This is a genomic window from Curtobacterium sp. Curtsp57 (assembly GCF_047324335.1).
In the GTDB taxonomy this organism is placed as follows: Bacteria; Actinomycetota; Actinomycetes; order Actinomycetales; family Microbacteriaceae; genus Curtobacterium.
On sequence record NZ_CP168511.1, the window covers coordinates 3,581,948 to 3,595,006 of the forward strand.

The 13,059-nt window shown below is 72.3% G+C and carries 11 protein-coding genes; 6 read left to right on the top strand and 5 right to left on the bottom strand.

The window, feature by feature from the left end; translation table 11 throughout:
• Window positions 1-89: 89 nt before the first annotated feature.
• The 5 genes from ACEN9V_RS17195 to ACEN9V_RS17215 all read left to right on the top strand — a co-directional run bounded on the left by ACEN9V_RS17195 (window position 90) and on the right by ACEN9V_RS17215 (window position 6,125).
• Window positions 90-935, top strand: a complete 846-nt coding sequence (locus ACEN9V_RS17195; RefSeq protein WP_413601331.1) for a helix-turn-helix transcriptional regulator — start codon at window positions 90-92, stop codon at window positions 933-935.
• A 76-nt stretch (window positions 936-1,011) separates the two neighbouring features.
• Window positions 1,012-3,522, top strand: a complete 2,511-nt coding sequence (locus ACEN9V_RS17200) for a family 78 glycoside hydrolase catalytic domain (protein WP_413601332.1) — start codon at window positions 1,012-1,014, stop codon at window positions 3,520-3,522.
• A 97-nt stretch (window positions 3,523-3,619) separates the two neighbouring features.
• A complete protein-coding gene (locus tag ACEN9V_RS17205; protein WP_413601333.1) occupies window positions 3,620-4,024 on the top strand; it encodes a hypothetical protein in 405 nt (134 codons plus the stop codon).
• 30 nt (window positions 4,025-4,054) lie between these two features.
• Window positions 4,055-4,972, top strand: a complete 918-nt coding sequence (locus ACEN9V_RS17210; protein WP_413601334.1) for a metallophosphoesterase — start codon at window positions 4,055-4,057, stop codon at window positions 4,970-4,972.
• Between the two features lie 133 nt (window positions 4,973-5,105).
• The gene (locus ACEN9V_RS17215) at window positions 5,106-6,125 is read left to right on the top strand and encodes an NADP-dependent oxidoreductase (protein ID WP_413601335.1); all 1,020 of its coding nucleotides are present in this window, start codon (window positions 5,106-5,108) and stop codon (window positions 6,123-6,125) included.
• Here ACEN9V_RS17215 and ACEN9V_RS17220 read toward each other — a convergent pair whose 3' ends face one another.
• Genes ACEN9V_RS17220 through ACEN9V_RS17230 form a run of 3 tightly spaced genes read right to left on the bottom strand, consistent with a single transcriptional unit; the run spans window position 6,126 to window position 9,020 of the window.
• Entirely contained in the window at window positions 6,126-6,980 is an 855-nt protein-coding gene (locus ACEN9V_RS17220; RefSeq protein ID WP_413601336.1) for an ABC transporter permease, read from the bottom strand. It abuts the gene before it with no gap.
• Window positions 6,967-7,953, bottom strand: a complete 987-nt coding sequence (locus ACEN9V_RS17225) for an ABC transporter ATP-binding protein (protein WP_413601337.1) — start codon at window positions 7,951-7,953, stop codon at window positions 6,967-6,969. The genes ACEN9V_RS17220 and ACEN9V_RS17225 overlap by 14 nt, the downstream gene beginning before the upstream one ends.
• Window positions 7,950-9,020 carry a LolA family protein gene (locus tag ACEN9V_RS17230; RefSeq protein ID WP_413601338.1) on the bottom strand — a complete coding sequence of 357 codons (1,071 nt, stop codon included), beginning with the start codon at window positions 9,018-9,020 and terminating at the stop codon, window positions 7,950-7,952. The genes ACEN9V_RS17225 and ACEN9V_RS17230 overlap by 4 nt, the downstream gene beginning before the upstream one ends.
• Before the next feature lie 148 nt (window positions 9,021-9,168).
• Between ACEN9V_RS17230 and ACEN9V_RS17235 the strand changes: the two genes are divergently transcribed.
• The gene (locus ACEN9V_RS17235; RefSeq protein ID WP_413601339.1) at window positions 9,169-10,638 is read left to right on the top strand and encodes an FGGY-family carbohydrate kinase; all 1,470 of its coding nucleotides are present in this window, start codon (window positions 9,169-9,171) and stop codon (window positions 10,636-10,638) included.
• A 163-nt stretch (window positions 10,639-10,801) separates the two neighbouring features.
• On the opposite strand, the gene ACEN9V_RS17240 is transcribed toward ACEN9V_RS17235, so the two are convergent.
• Together ACEN9V_RS17240 and ACEN9V_RS17245 are read right to left on the bottom strand one after the other, a co-directional pair.
• Window positions 10,802-11,284 carry a ribose-5-phosphate isomerase gene (locus ACEN9V_RS17240; RefSeq protein ID WP_413601340.1) on the bottom strand — a complete coding sequence of 161 codons (483 nt, stop codon included), beginning with the start codon at window positions 11,282-11,284 and terminating at the stop codon, window positions 10,802-10,804.
• Window positions 11,281-13,023, bottom strand: coding sequence for a dihydroxyacetone kinase family protein (locus ACEN9V_RS17245; protein ID WP_413601341.1), 1,743 nt, complete (start codon window positions 13,021-13,023; stop codon window positions 11,281-11,283). The genes ACEN9V_RS17240 and ACEN9V_RS17245 overlap by 4 nt, the downstream gene beginning before the upstream one ends.
• Window positions 13,024-13,059: the final 36 nt, after the last annotated feature.

Here is a 13,059-nt window from a genome sequence, read left to right on the forward strand (position 1 = left end):
GCTAGGGCTCGCCGGGTGGTGCGCGGCATGGGCGCGATCCGCAGAACATGGACATCTCGGTCAGGAATGCCGCGCCATACGCTCGACGTATGGACACAACGACCGAGGGTCCCGTGGTGGTCGCCGCCAACTGGTACCGCTTCCGCGCCGGTGAGCGGATCCGGCACGAGCGCGTGATGAGCGTCTGCTTCCTCTGGGTGCTCGCCGGGACGGGTGCGGTGCGCTCGTGCGGCGACCGGTTCACGCTGACGTCGGGATCCGTGCTGCGGCTGCCGTGGGGCCACGACGTCGAGTACCTCGCCGACGACCGAGCGCCGTTCCGCCTGGGGACCGTGCACGTCGTCCCACGGCACGACCGGTCGACCCCGGTGCTGCCGGCGGTCGCGCACCAACCGGGTGACCCGCTTCACGACGCCGGCGATCGTCGCGGCGACCCCGGCCGACCGCGGCAGTCCGCGGCGACCACGTCCACGGCACGACGGATCGCCTCGCTCGGCGGGTACACGGTCGAGCGCTTCGGTGACGGTCCCTTCGACGAGGGGGTGTCACGTGCACTCGGCGCGCTCTTCGTCGCCGAGGACGGGCTCGACGCAGCAGGGGACACGGCGGTGCCGGCAGCGCTCGAGCTGATGACCGCCCACGTCCGTCGCAACCTCGACCGGCCGCTCCCCGTCGCCGAGATCGCGGCCGCCGGCGGGTGCAGCGTGTCCACCGCCGGTCGGCTGTTCGCCGCGCACCTCGGGACGTCCGCGAGCGCCTGGGTCCGCTCGGTGCGGATGCGGGAGGCGGCCGAGTTGCTGCGGTCGAGCGGACTCCGGGTCGGCGAGGTCGCCCGTGCCGTCGGGTTCGAGGACCAGCTCTACTTCTCGCGGGTGTTCCGTGCCACCTTCGGCACACCGCCCAGCCGGTACGGGCTCGAACAGATCCGTCCGTGACGCTTGACAACGCGGTCGCCTTCCGTGAATCGTTTCAGGCGCTGAGCGCACCGCGGCGCCGGCGGATGGAGGAGCGATGGAGCCCCTGACGACCGAGGTCGACGGACGTGTCCGGTTCACCTGGCCCGTCACGACCCCGCAGACGGCGTTCCGTGTCGTGGTCCGGCACGGCGACGCGGTCGTCTGGGACTCCGGCCGCATCCGGAGCGTCGAACCGTGGGTCACGTCGCCGACCGGTCTCCGGTTCGCACCGTGGCGGGAACACGATTGGGAGGCCCGGATCGAGTCGGGCGCGACGGTCACCACCGAGCACAGCCGGTTCACCCCCACTCCCGTCGACGACGACGCGTGGCGTGGTGCCGAGTGGGTCACGGCGCCCGGCGTCGAGGACGCCGGGCCGGCGCCCCGCGAACGATGCCACGACGGGGCACTCGCCGCCCCGGTGCTCGAGGCCCGGGTGCACGCGGCTGCCCCGGTCCGCCGTGCGCTCCTGGCGGTGGCTGCCGGCGGGCACGTCGACGTCCGGATCGACGGACGCCTGGCCTCCGACGAGGTCCTGTCACCCACCACGACGCACTGGGACCGCCGCGTGCAGGTCGTCGTGCACGACGTCACCGCCGAGCTCGCCGACGGGGCGGGACACCTGCTCGGCCTCGAACTGGGCCGCGGGTTCTACGGGATGACCAACGCGAACGTCTGGGCGTGGGAACGCGCGCCGTGGCACGCGGAGCCGCGTGTCCGCGCGGTCCTGCGGCTGGAACGCGAGGACGGGGCGGTGGACGTGATCCGCACCGGGCCGGACTGGACCGCCCGGCGCGGGACGATCCTCCTGGACGACCTGTACGGAGGTGAGGTGCACGACCTGCGCCGACGCCCCGGCCGACCGCTCGCCGCACCCGCGTTCCCCGCCGTCGTCGTGACGGGTCCGGCCGGCGCGCTCGAGGCACGAGCCGAGCAACCGATCCGGGTCGTCGAGGAGCTCCAGCCGACCGACGTGACCCAGGCGGCTCCGGGGGAGTGGGTCGTCACGTTCCCCCGGGTCGTCGCCGGCTGGGTGCAGCTGCGGCTGCCCGCCGGAGCCGCTGGCGCGACGGTGCGGATCCGGTACGGCGAGCGGCTGCGTCCGGACGGCCTGCCGAACGCCGATGACGAGAAGCACTACTTCGCCGACGGCTTCCAGACCGACGAGGTGACGCTCGACGAAGACGCGGCCCCGTGGGAGCCGCGGTTCTCCTACAAGGGGTTCCGGTACGTGCAGCTGTCCGGATGGCCGGAGCCGCTCGGGCCGACCGTCGCGGACGTCACCGCGCGGGTGGTCCGCACCGACGCCGAGGTCACGAGCACCTTCTCCGTCGACGACGACCTGCTGCAGTGGATCCACGACGCGACCCTGCGGACGATGGAGAACAACCTGCACGGGTACCCGACCGACACCCCCAAGTACGAGAAGAACGGCTGGACGGGCGACGCCGCGGTCGGCGCGGACATGTTCCTGACGAACCTCGACGCCGCCGACGTGCTCACGAAGTGGGTCGGCGACCTCGCGGAGACGACCTCGCCCGGACATCCGCCGGCGCTCATCGCTCCGAACGCCGGGGTGTTCGGCGTGGACGAGCGGGCTCCGGTGTGGCACTCGGCGCTGGTGACCGTGCCGTGGGACGTGTACCGGCACACCGGCGACGTCTCGGTGCTCGAGCGGCACGTCGAGGCGATGGAGTCCTACGCGCGTCTCGAGGTCGACCGGTCGCCGGACGGCATCGCGGACACGATCCTCGGTGACTGGGTCGCCCCGGGCACGGACCCCGGTGGCGGCAACCCACCGGAGGACTCCCGGGTGCCGGCGACGGCGTTCCTCGTCCGGATCCTCGACACCGTCGCACGGGTGGACGAGGTGCTCGGGCGGGACGCGTCCTGGGCGCGTGCTGCTGCCGCGCGTGTGCGGGACGCGTTCGTTGCCCGGTTCCTGGTCGACGGTGCCGTCCGGGGTCCGGGCGACGAGGGCTTCCGGCAGTCGCACCAGGTGCTGGCGCTGGCGTTCGACCTGGTGCCCTCGTCCGCTCGCCCGGCGGTCGCGGCGGCACTGGCCGCTGATGTCCGCGCGCGTGGCGACCATCTCGACACCGGGGCGATCGGCACGAAGTGGCTGCTGCCCGTGCTCACCGACGCCGGGTACGCGTCCCTGGCGCTCGCCGTGGCGCGACAGACGACGGTGCCGTCGTGGGGTGCGTGGCGGGAAGCAGGAGCGACGTCGACGTTCGAGCACTGGGACCTGGCGGCGCGGTCGCACGGGCACTACTTCCTCGGGACGGTCGACGACTGGCTGACCGGGTACGTCGCCGGGATCCGGCCGCTCGAGCCGGGGTGGCGGCGGTTCCTCGTCGCGCCGGCGGTGTGCGGGCCGGTGGGGTCGGCGTCGTGCTCGGTGCGGACACCGTACGGCGGGGCTGCTGTCCGGTGGACGGTGGCCGGTGGATCCGTGTCGTTGTCGGTCACGGTGCCCCCGGGGACGGAGGCCGACGTCCGGCTGCCTGATGGTCGGACCGAGGTGCTCGGGGTGGGGACGCACGCACTGACGAGCAAGCACTGACGAGCACACTCTGAGCGTGCGCGTCCCGTGCAGGCGTTGACAGTCACCGACTCCGGCGTGCAACATGTGGAACATCAATGATCCGAGGAGGACGACGATGTTTCCGAAGACCCTGACCGCCGGTGCCCTGCTGACCGTGCTCGCGGGCGCGCTGCTCACCGCGGCTCCGGCGCACGCGGATCCGGACGAACCGGGCTGCACGGTGCTCGACGCCACAGCCGACCATGTGCACGGCCTCGTCGTGTTCGACCTGACGTGTTCCGAGCCGCGCGACGTCGTCGTCGACGCGACGGCATGGCACGGGTCCGCGGACGACCACGAGCGCGTCGACGCACAGACGGTGTCGAAGCACGTGGGAGCAGGAGAGCGATGGAGCTCGGCGCTCTCGTTCGCGACCGACACCACGCCGTCGACCGACATGATCAGCGCACAGGTGCTCTCGTGGGTCGACCAGGGAGACACCCAGGAGCGCCCGGCGATCCTCGCCACAGTCGACGGGTGATGCGCCGGCGGCACGAATAGGGTCGGGTACATGCAGACACCCGCTCCCGGCACGCTCCGCGTCCTGCACCTGTCCGACACACACCTCACCGGGGACGGAGCGCTGCACCAGGGCACCGTCGACACGTCGGCCGCGCTCGACGCCCTGCTCGAACGGCTCGACGTCGTCGAGGGCGTCGGCCTCGTGGTCGTCTCCGGGGACGTCTCCGAGGACGGGAGCCCCGAGTCCTACGCGGCTCTGCTCGAACGCGCGGGCGGCTGGGCGGAGCGTCACGGTGCCGCGCTCGTCACGGTGCCCGGCAACCACGACCAGCGCGAGGGGTTCCGGCAGGTCCTCGCCAACGGGCACGTCCTCGGCGAGGGCGGCCGCCCGCTCATGCACACGATGGAGTACCACCCGCCGACGGTCCCGGTGTTCGGGCAGTCGCTCGTGGCCAACCGGCGGATCGTCACGGTGGACACGAGCGTCCCCGGTGCCGGGTACGGCGAGGTCAGCGAGGAGTCACGCACCCGACTCCGGTCGGCGCTCGCCGAGGAGTCCGGTGCGCCGTACGGCTCGGTCGTCGTGCTGCACCATCCGCCGCTCCCGGCCCCGACCGCGCTGCACGAGGCACTCCGGCTGCAGAACCCCGAGGCGCTCGCGGACGTCATCCGTGGCACCGACGTGCGCGTCGTGCTCGCCGGGCACTACCACCACCACTTCGCGGGGAGCGTCGGCGGCGTGCCGGTGCTCGTCGCGCCGGGTGTCGCGAACGACACCGACGTCATCGGGGCCTACGGCGAGGAGTCGGCGTACGTCGGCACCGGTGCGCTCGTGGTGGACGTCGCCGAGGACGGTGCGCTGTGGTCGACGCCCGTGCGCGTCCCCGTCGCCGGGGCCGACCAGGTCGCGGTGCACCACGACGCCGAGGCGGTCGCGCGCATCGTGGCCGCGGCCGGCAAGCGCTGACGCGCGGGGCGCCGCCGCACCGGCGGGGCGGGCGTGCACCGAGCCTCCCGGCCGGGGTGGAGTACCCCGGACGTTCGGGAACCTCCGCGTCAGCCGGAGTATGCCGGTGCGACAACGTCCGAAGGAGCGCGTCATGCGAACCGGCAGTGCAGTGCAGTACGACCGCTACGGCGGCTTCGACGTCGTCGAGCTCGTCGACCAGGAACGGCCGGAGCCGGGCCCCGGCGACGTGGTCGTCGAGGTCTCGGTCGCGGGCCTGAACCACATCGAGCGGTTCCTCCGTGAGGGCCGCCTGCAGGAGTTCATCGACCTCGAGTTCCCGGCGCACCAGGGCGTCGACTTCGCCGGCGTGGTCCGAGCCCGCGGTGCCGAGGTCCGCGACCTGCACGTCGGCGACGAGGTGATGGGCCACGCGCCGCACGGCGGAGCGCACGCGACCTGGGTCACCGTGCCCCGCGGCGCGGTGGTCAAGAAGCCCGCGACGATGACGTTCGAGGTGGCCGGGAGCCTCTACCTCGCCGGTTGCACGGCGCTGTCTGTCGTGCGGGGCCTGCGGCTCGGGCCCGACGACACCGTCGTGATCAGTGCGGCTGCCGGTGGCGTCGGTCACATCGAGTGCCAGCTCGCGCGCGACGCCGGTGCGACCGTCATCGGGCTCGGCAGCCCGCGCAACCACGACGCCCTGCGACAGATCGGCGTGCTCCCGGTGGCCTACGGCGACGGTGAGGAAGGCCGCATCACCGAGATCGCCGAGGGGCGGCCGATCACCGCCTTCATCGACAACCTCGACGGAGGGGACAACGCCGGGCTCGCGGAGCGTCTCGGTGTCGCGGAGAACCGGTTCGTGTCCAGCGAGGACCGGCGAGACCTCGAGATCCGGTTCCTCCGTGCACCGGGCGACGACTCCGAGGCGGCCGAGATGCTCACGACGCTCGGCGACCTGGTCGAACGACACAAGGTGCAGTTCATCATCTCCGGGTACTACCCGTTCGAGTACATCGTCGACGCGTACGAGGACCTCGCCGAGATGCACTCCCGCGGCAAGGTCGTCGTCGGGATGCAGCCCGTGGAGACCGGGTCGCGGCTGCACTGGTACAAGTCCGAGAAGTCCCGCGACCTGCGGGACCCCGTCCCGCGGTCGGAGGCCGGCTGATCAGCTGAGGACGTCCTTCGTGGCGAACCGGCCGTACGCCAGCGTGCCGAACACCGCGACGTAGCCGAGCTGCAGCAGGGCGTTGCTGCCGAACGAGTCGAAGGCGATCGGGTCGCGGAGCAGATCGCCGAACCCGAGCCACTGGTGTGAGAACAGGTACGGGTGCAGCCAGTCGAGCTGCGGGAGCTGGTCGAGGACCTGGGAGACGCCGGCGAGGACGACGGTCGAGGCCATCGCGCCGACCGGGACATTCGTCAGCGTGGACGCGAAGAGCCCGATCGCGGACAGCCCGAGCATCGACAACGTCACGTAGAGCGCGAGCAGCAGCGCCCGACCCGCGTACGACCATCCGTCGACCTGCGTGCCGGACAGCAGCGTCACCGGTCCGATCGGGAACAGCACGGCACCGATCGCCGCGCCGATGATGACGATCAGCAGCGTCGCCGCGAGGCAGAACGCGACCGCTCCGGCGTACTTCACGAGGATGAACCGCAGGCGTCCGGTGGGGGCGACGAGCAGGTACCGGATCGTGCCGTGGCTCGCCTCGCCCGCGACGGTGTCGCCGGCGACGACGCCCACGGTCAGCGGCAGGAACAGCGGGATCGACACCGTGAGCGCCGTGAACGACACGAACAGGCCGTTGTTCGTGATGTCACCGAGGAACGCCGGACCGCCGGAGTCGTCGCCGGTCGTCAGCCGCACGGCGACGGCGATGAGGATCGGGACCAGCGCCAGTGCGCCGAGCATCGCCCAGGTGCGGCGGCGCCGGAACACGAGTGCCAGTTCGGAGCCGAGCAACGCGAACGGACGCGACGTCCGGGCAGGTGCGGTCGTGACGGTCTCAGGCTGCGACATCGAAGCCCTCCCCGGTGAGCGCGACGAAGAGGTCCTCGAGCGTGCCGCCACCGACCGCGAGGCCGCGGATCCGGACATCGGCACGGACGAGTTCGGTCGCGATCGTCTCCGGCAGGACCTCGTGCGGCAGGTCGGCGACGAGGACGTCTGCTCCGCCCTCGTGCCGCGGGGTGAGCCCGAGCCGGGTGAGGACCGACCCCGCCTGACCCAGGTCGGGCGTGCGGACGGTCACCGTGCGGGCGCCGGCGGAGCGGAGCTCGTCGAGGGTGCCCTGCGCGACGAGCTTGCCGGTGCGCATCACCCCGGCGTGCGTGCAGACCTGCTCGATCTCGGCCAGCAGGTGACTCGACACGAACACCGTCGTGCCATCGTCCGCCAGGGATCGGATGAGGTTCCGGACCTCTCGCGTGCCCTGCGGGTCGAGGCCGTTCGTCGGTTCGTCGAGCACCAGGAGTGCACGGGGCGAGAGCAGCGCGTTCGCCAGCCCGAGCCGCTGCTTCATGCCGAGCGAGTACGCGTGCGCCTTCTTGTCCGCGGCGTGCGACAACCCGACGCGGTCGAGTGCGCCGGCGACGCGGGCCTTGCGGGTGCGCGGGTCGGACGTCGGGTCGGCGGCGTCGAAGCGGCTGAGGTTCGCCCGGCCGGACAGGTACGGGTAGAACGCCGGTCCCTCGACGAGCGCGCCGACGCGCGGCAGCACCGTGTGCAACGCCCGGGGCATCGGCTCGCCGAGGACCTCGATGCTCCCCGCGGTCGCGGACGACAGCCCGAGGAGCATCCGGATGGTGGTCGTCTTGCCGGATCCGTTCGGCCCGAGGAACCCGAACACGGATCCACGGGGGACGGCGAGGTCGATGCCGTCGACCGCACGCTGCTTGCGGAAGACCTTCTGGAGGCCCGTGGTGCGGATCGCGAGGTCCGCTGCGGTCGTCTGGTCGACCGGGTCCACCGCCGTGGGCTCGGTCGTGCTCACTTCGCGGCGGCGACCAGGGAGGACACCGGCACGGCGCCCGCGAGGACGCGGCCGTCATCCGTGAGGTAGACCGACACGAGCGAGGTCTGGATCGCCCGGCCCCCGTCGACCGCCTTGGTCAGCTGGTCGAGGAGGGCGGTCGCGTCAGCTCCGGCGGACGAGGCGTCCGCAGTGCCCGCCGGGAGTTCGGCGATGGTGTCCCAGCCCGAACCCGAGAAGGTCGGTGCGTCCGCGCGGTCGAACGCGTGCTCGCCCGTGCCCGCGTGGTCCGTCGGCACGTCGGAGAGGTCCTTCGTGGTGACCTTGGCGTTCGACGGCGGGGTGAAGTCGAAGAGCCGGGCCGCCGGGGCGCCGTACTGCAGGCTCGTGAAGCGCACCTGGAACGCCGGGTCGGACTGCCCCTTCGCCTGCACCGTCGCGCGGAGCGGCAGGCCGGTCTGCTTGTCCACGGCGAGCTGCACGCTGCCGACGAGGGTGTCGGACGACTTCGGAGTGAGGACGAGCTGCCAGGCGTCGTGTCCGGCCACCGTCGTCGAGGTCGGCTTCGCGACCTTCGTGCTCGGGGTGATCGCGTCGACGGCCTGCTTCGCGATGTCGGAGGGTGTCGTCGTGCCGTCCTCGAACGACTTCCGCGCGTCGGACGGCAGGGTCACGTGGGTGGCTTCGCGCGCCTTCGAGTCCCAGGTCCACACGTCGCTGCCGTTGCGGATCAGGTCCTGCTCGGCGAGCTGCTCGGTGACCTGCACGCGCTGCTTCGTCGCACCGTCGGCGTACACGCGGGCGGTGTGCGATGACGTGAGCATGCTGATCGCGTCGGAGGCGTTGCCTTCGAGCGAGGATCCGCCGGAGCCGGTGGGGAGTTCGGGGAGTCCGAGGTCGCTCGTCTGCGAGAGCTTGCCGGAGTACTGCGCGTCGGAGGACTTCGCGACGCTGGCGATCACCTCGGCGGCGGTCGGGTTCGATCCGGCGAGCGGAGTGCTCGCGGCGTTCGCGAGCGCGGGAGCGGCGATGGCGCCGGCGACGACCACCGGAGCGATGACGGCTGGCAGCCAGGCGGACTTCTTCATCGGTGGTTCCCTCTCCTCGGATGGCGCGTTCGAGTCGTCAGCACACTAGGTCCGGCAACCGACAGTCCGCTGTGCACCTGGTGCTCCTCGGATCGTTCGTAGACTCGGAGCTGACCGGGCGACGGTCGATGGCGGCGAAGGAGGCGGCATGCGGGCAGTGCTCGGTCTGGACATCGGGACGTCGAGCACGAAGGCACTGCTCGTGCGGGTCGACGGCACCGTGATCGCCGAGGTCGGCCGCCACCACGACGTCGACCGACCCGAGCAGGGACTCGTCGAGATGGACCCCGCCGTCTGGTGGGACGAGTTCCGCGACCTGACCCGGGAGCTCCTCACGCTGGCTCCCGACGCAGTCGTCGAGTCCGTCGGGGTCAGCGGCATCGGCCCGTGCGTGCTCCTCACCGACGACGCCGGCGACCCGCTCCGCCCGGCGATCCTCTACGGCGTCGACACCAGGACGTCCGGCATGCTCGACGGCCTGACGGCGGAGCTCGGCGGCGAGGACGTCGTCCGTGCACGCTGCGGATCGGCGCTCAGCACCCAGGCGGCCGGCGCGAAGCTCGCCTGGGTCGCGCGGAACGAACCCGAGGTGTGGGCGAGGTCCGCGCGCTTCACGATGCCCTCGTCCCGGATCGTCGAGCTGCTCACGGGGGAGTACGTCCTCGACCACCACTCGGCGAGCCAGACGACCCCGCTCTACGACGTCCACACGAACGAGTGGATCCCCGAGTGGTGCGCGCGGATCGCACCCGGCCTGCCCATGCCCCGGCTGCTCTGGTCCGGTGACGCCGCCGGGACGGTGACCGACGAGGCGGCCGCGGCCACGGGCCTCCCGGCCGGGATCCCCGTGACCGCCGGGACCATCGACGCGTGGGCGGAGGGCGTGAGCGTCGGTGAGTCCGTCCCTGGACGGATGTTCCTGCAGTACGGCACCACGATGTTCATGATCGTCCCGACCGACGCGCCCACGTCGGTGCCGGGGATGTGGACGACGGTCGGGACGCACCCCGGCCAGCCGTCGGTGGCCGGGGGGATGGCGACGTCCGGTGCGATCACGGAGTGGCTCCGCAAGCTCGTGGACGGCGACTGGCCGTCCATGCTGGGCGAGGCCGACGCTGCCGGGATCGGGGCGAACGGGTTGCTCATGCTGCCGTACTTCGCGGGGGAGCGGACGCCGATCGCGGACCCGGACGCGCGGGGTGTGATCGCGGGACTGACCGTGCGGCACACCCGTGGCGACCTGTACCGGGCGACGCTCGAGGCGACGGCGTACGCGGTGCGGCACAACGTCGAGGTGCTGCGGGACGCTGGGGTGCCGGTGCGCGAGCTGGTCGGGGCGGGCGGGGGACTGCTCGGGCGGCTCTGGCCGACGATCGTCAGTGACGTGACGGGTCTGCCGCAGACGATCCCGTCGGTGACCGTGGGGGCGTCCTACGGGTCCGCGTTCCTGGCGGCGGCGCTCGTGGCGGACGTCGACATCCGGCGGTGGAACCCGCCGGTGACGGTCATCGAGCCCGACCCCGACGCGCACGCGGCGTACGGGCCCGGCTACGAGGACTACCGCGAGCTCTACGAGGCGACGAAGTCGGTCGTGCACCGCCTGGCCGCGCGCGGCTGACCGGCGTCCCGGCACCGGGCCCGGGCCGGGGCCCGGTGCCGGGACGCTTCGCACAACCGAAAGCAGTCCGCACCGGGGATCGCGGTGGTGCGAACTGCTTGTGGTCGTGCAGTGACGAACGGAGCCGCCAGCAGGGACGAAGCGAGCCGCCGGCAGGGGAACCCTACGCGGACGCGTCGACGCCGGCGGGGGCGCTGCCGTCGTACTCGCAGATCGCCTGGACCTTCGCGGCGCTGGCGGACGACGTGTCGAACTCGTAGCCCAACCACTCACGAGCGAGGCGCCGTGCGAGTTCCACGCCGATGACCCGCTGCCCCATGCAGAGGACCTGGGCGTCGTTCGACAGGACCGAGCGCTCGACGCTGAACGAGTCGTGCGCGGTCACGGCCCGGATCCCGGGGACCTTGTTCGCGCTGATCGCGACGCCGAGCCCGGTGCCGCAGATCAGGATGGCGCGGTCGGCCTCACCGTTCGCCACCATCCGGGCAGCGTCCACGGCGACGTGCGGGTAGGCGGTGTGCCCGTCCGCGTCCACTCCGACGTCGGTGACGTCCGAGACCCGGTCGTCGACCAGCAGGTCCTGCTTGATGATCTCCTTGTAGTCGAATCCGGCGTCGTCCGAGCCGATCACGAGACGGTACGTCATGCGTTCGTTCCTTCCTTGTCTGCGGTGCGCGCAGCGAGGACCTCGCCGACACGCGTCAGGATCATTCCCATCGAGGTGGCACCCGCGTCGGGTGTCCCCAGGCTCTTCTCCGCCAGCGGTCGGGCACGCCCGACCTTCGGCGTGAGGTCGGCGGTCGCCGCGGCTTCCGACACCGCGACCTGGGCGGCAGCCTGCCACGCCTCGGTGAGCGAGTCCCCGGCATCGACCGAGGACCGCAGTGCATCCACGAACGGCAGCAGGGCGTCGAGGAGCGTCTTGTCCCCTCGCGATGCGCCGCCGAGGTGCACGATCGAGTCCGCGAAGGCCTGCGCGGCGGCCACGACGTCCGACGCCTCGTACGCGTCCCGGTCGTCGCCGAGCGAGCGGCCGAAGGCCTCGAGCGCCGCACCCCACAGGACCCCGGAGGTGCCGCCCGCGAACTCGGCCCACGCGTCACCGGCGCGTCCGAGGACGAAGGCGACCCCTGCCTCCTGTCCGACCCGGTCGACCGCCTTGCGGGCGGCACCGATCCCCTTGACCATGCCGCGACCGTGGTCGCCGTCACCGGCGACCGCGTCGATCCGGCCGAGTTCCTCCTCGTGCTCACGGAGGAGCGCGTCGATCGCCTCGACCGCGCTGCGGACCGTCTGCGCCGCCTGCCTGGAGGCATCGGTCGCCTCCGGCACGACGGTCGCCGCCTCCTCGGCGTCGGCCACCGCCTCGGCCGGTACGAGCGCGCTGACCGGCGCCGCCACCTTGCGGTACGCGGGCGTGTAGGCATCGGCGCGCCACAGCGTTTCGAGCTCGTCGTCGAGCCACTGCAGCGTGAGCGAGCAGCCGCCCATGTCGAGGCTCGTCACGAGCTCGCCGACCTCGGGTTCGACGACCTCGATGCCGGCGTCCCGGAGCAGCGGGAGCACGCGGCCCCAGAGCAGGAACAGCTCTTCGTACTTCGTGTCGCCGAGGCCGTTCAGGATCGGTGCGACGCGCGTGCCGGCTCCGGCGGGGCGGTCGTCGAGCAGCCGCGACACCAGCAGGGACGCGAGCTCGGTCGCGCGGAGGAGTGGGACGTCCTCGATGCCGGGTTCGCCGTGGATACCGAGTCCGAGGCCGAGGTGACCGTCCGGCACGGTGAACAGCGGCTCGGTCGCGCCGGGCATGGTGCAGCCGGAGAACGCGACGCCGATCGTGCGGGTCGCCGCGTTGGACGCGTTCCCGATGCGTTCGACCTCGTCGAGGGTGGCGCCGGAGGCGGCGGCCGCGCCCATCGCCTTGAACACCGAGAAGTCCCCGGCGATCCCGCGGCGCTTCGACTCCTCGTCGGCGCTCGCGATGTCGTCGGTGACGATCACGATCCGCGTGTCGATGCCCTCGGCGTTCAACCGCTCGGCGGCGAGCCCGAAGTTCATCGTGTCGCCGGCGTAGTTGCCGAACGACAGCACGACGCCCTTGCCCTGGTCGGCGGCCTTGGCGACCGCGTAGACCTGGGCGGTCGACGGCGAGGTGAAGATGTTGCCGACGACGGCGCCGGTGGCGAAGCCGGGGCCGACCACACCGCAGAACGCGGGGTAGTGACCGGATCCGCCGCCGACGACGACCGCGACCTGCGGGTCCGCCCCCTCGGTCGGCAGGGCGACGACGCCGCCGTGGACACCGCGCACCCGGTCGGCGTACAGCGCGAGCCAGCCGGCGAGCTGGTCCTCCGCGAACTCGTCCGGGTCGTCGTGGATCGTGGTCATGTGGTGCTGTCCTTCGTGTGGAGGTGGATGGTGCAC

What these genes read in the sequence shown, in the direction of transcription:
- ACEN9V_RS17240 (WP_413601340.1), bottom strand. Translation starts at nt 11,284, where the DNA reads ATGACGTACCGTCTCGTGATCGGCTCGGACGACGCCGGATTCGACTAC.
- ACEN9V_RS17200 (WP_413601332.1), top strand. Translation starts at nt 1,012, where the DNA reads ATGGAGCCCCTGACGACCGAGGTCGACGGACGTGTCCGGTTCACCTGG.
- ACEN9V_RS17220 (WP_413601336.1), bottom strand. Translation starts at nt 6,980, where the DNA reads ATGTCGCAGCCTGAGACCGTCACGACCGCACCTGCCCGGACGTCGCGT.
- ACEN9V_RS17230 (WP_413601338.1), bottom strand. Translation starts at nt 9,020, where the DNA reads ATGAAGAAGTCCGCCTGGCTGCCAGCCGTCATCGCTCCGGTGGTCGTC.
- ACEN9V_RS17210 (WP_413601334.1), top strand. Translation starts at nt 4,055, where the DNA reads ATGCAGACACCCGCTCCCGGCACGCTCCGCGTCCTGCACCTGTCCGAC.
- ACEN9V_RS17235 (WP_413601339.1), top strand. Translation starts at nt 9,169, where the DNA reads ATGCGGGCAGTGCTCGGTCTGGACATCGGGACGTCGAGCACGAAGGCA.
- ACEN9V_RS17205 (WP_413601333.1), top strand. Translation starts at nt 3,620, where the DNA reads ATGTTTCCGAAGACCCTGACCGCCGGTGCCCTGCTGACCGTGCTCGCG.
- ACEN9V_RS17215 (WP_413601335.1), top strand. Translation starts at nt 5,106, where the DNA reads ATGCGAACCGGCAGTGCAGTGCAGTACGACCGCTACGGCGGCTTCGAC.
- ACEN9V_RS17245 (WP_413601341.1), bottom strand. Translation starts at nt 13,023, where the DNA reads ATGACCACGATCCACGACGACCCGGACGAGTTCGCGGAGGACCAGCTC.
- ACEN9V_RS17195 (WP_413601331.1), top strand. Translation starts at nt 90, where the DNA reads ATGGACACAACGACCGAGGGTCCCGTGGTGGTCGCCGCCAACTGGTAC.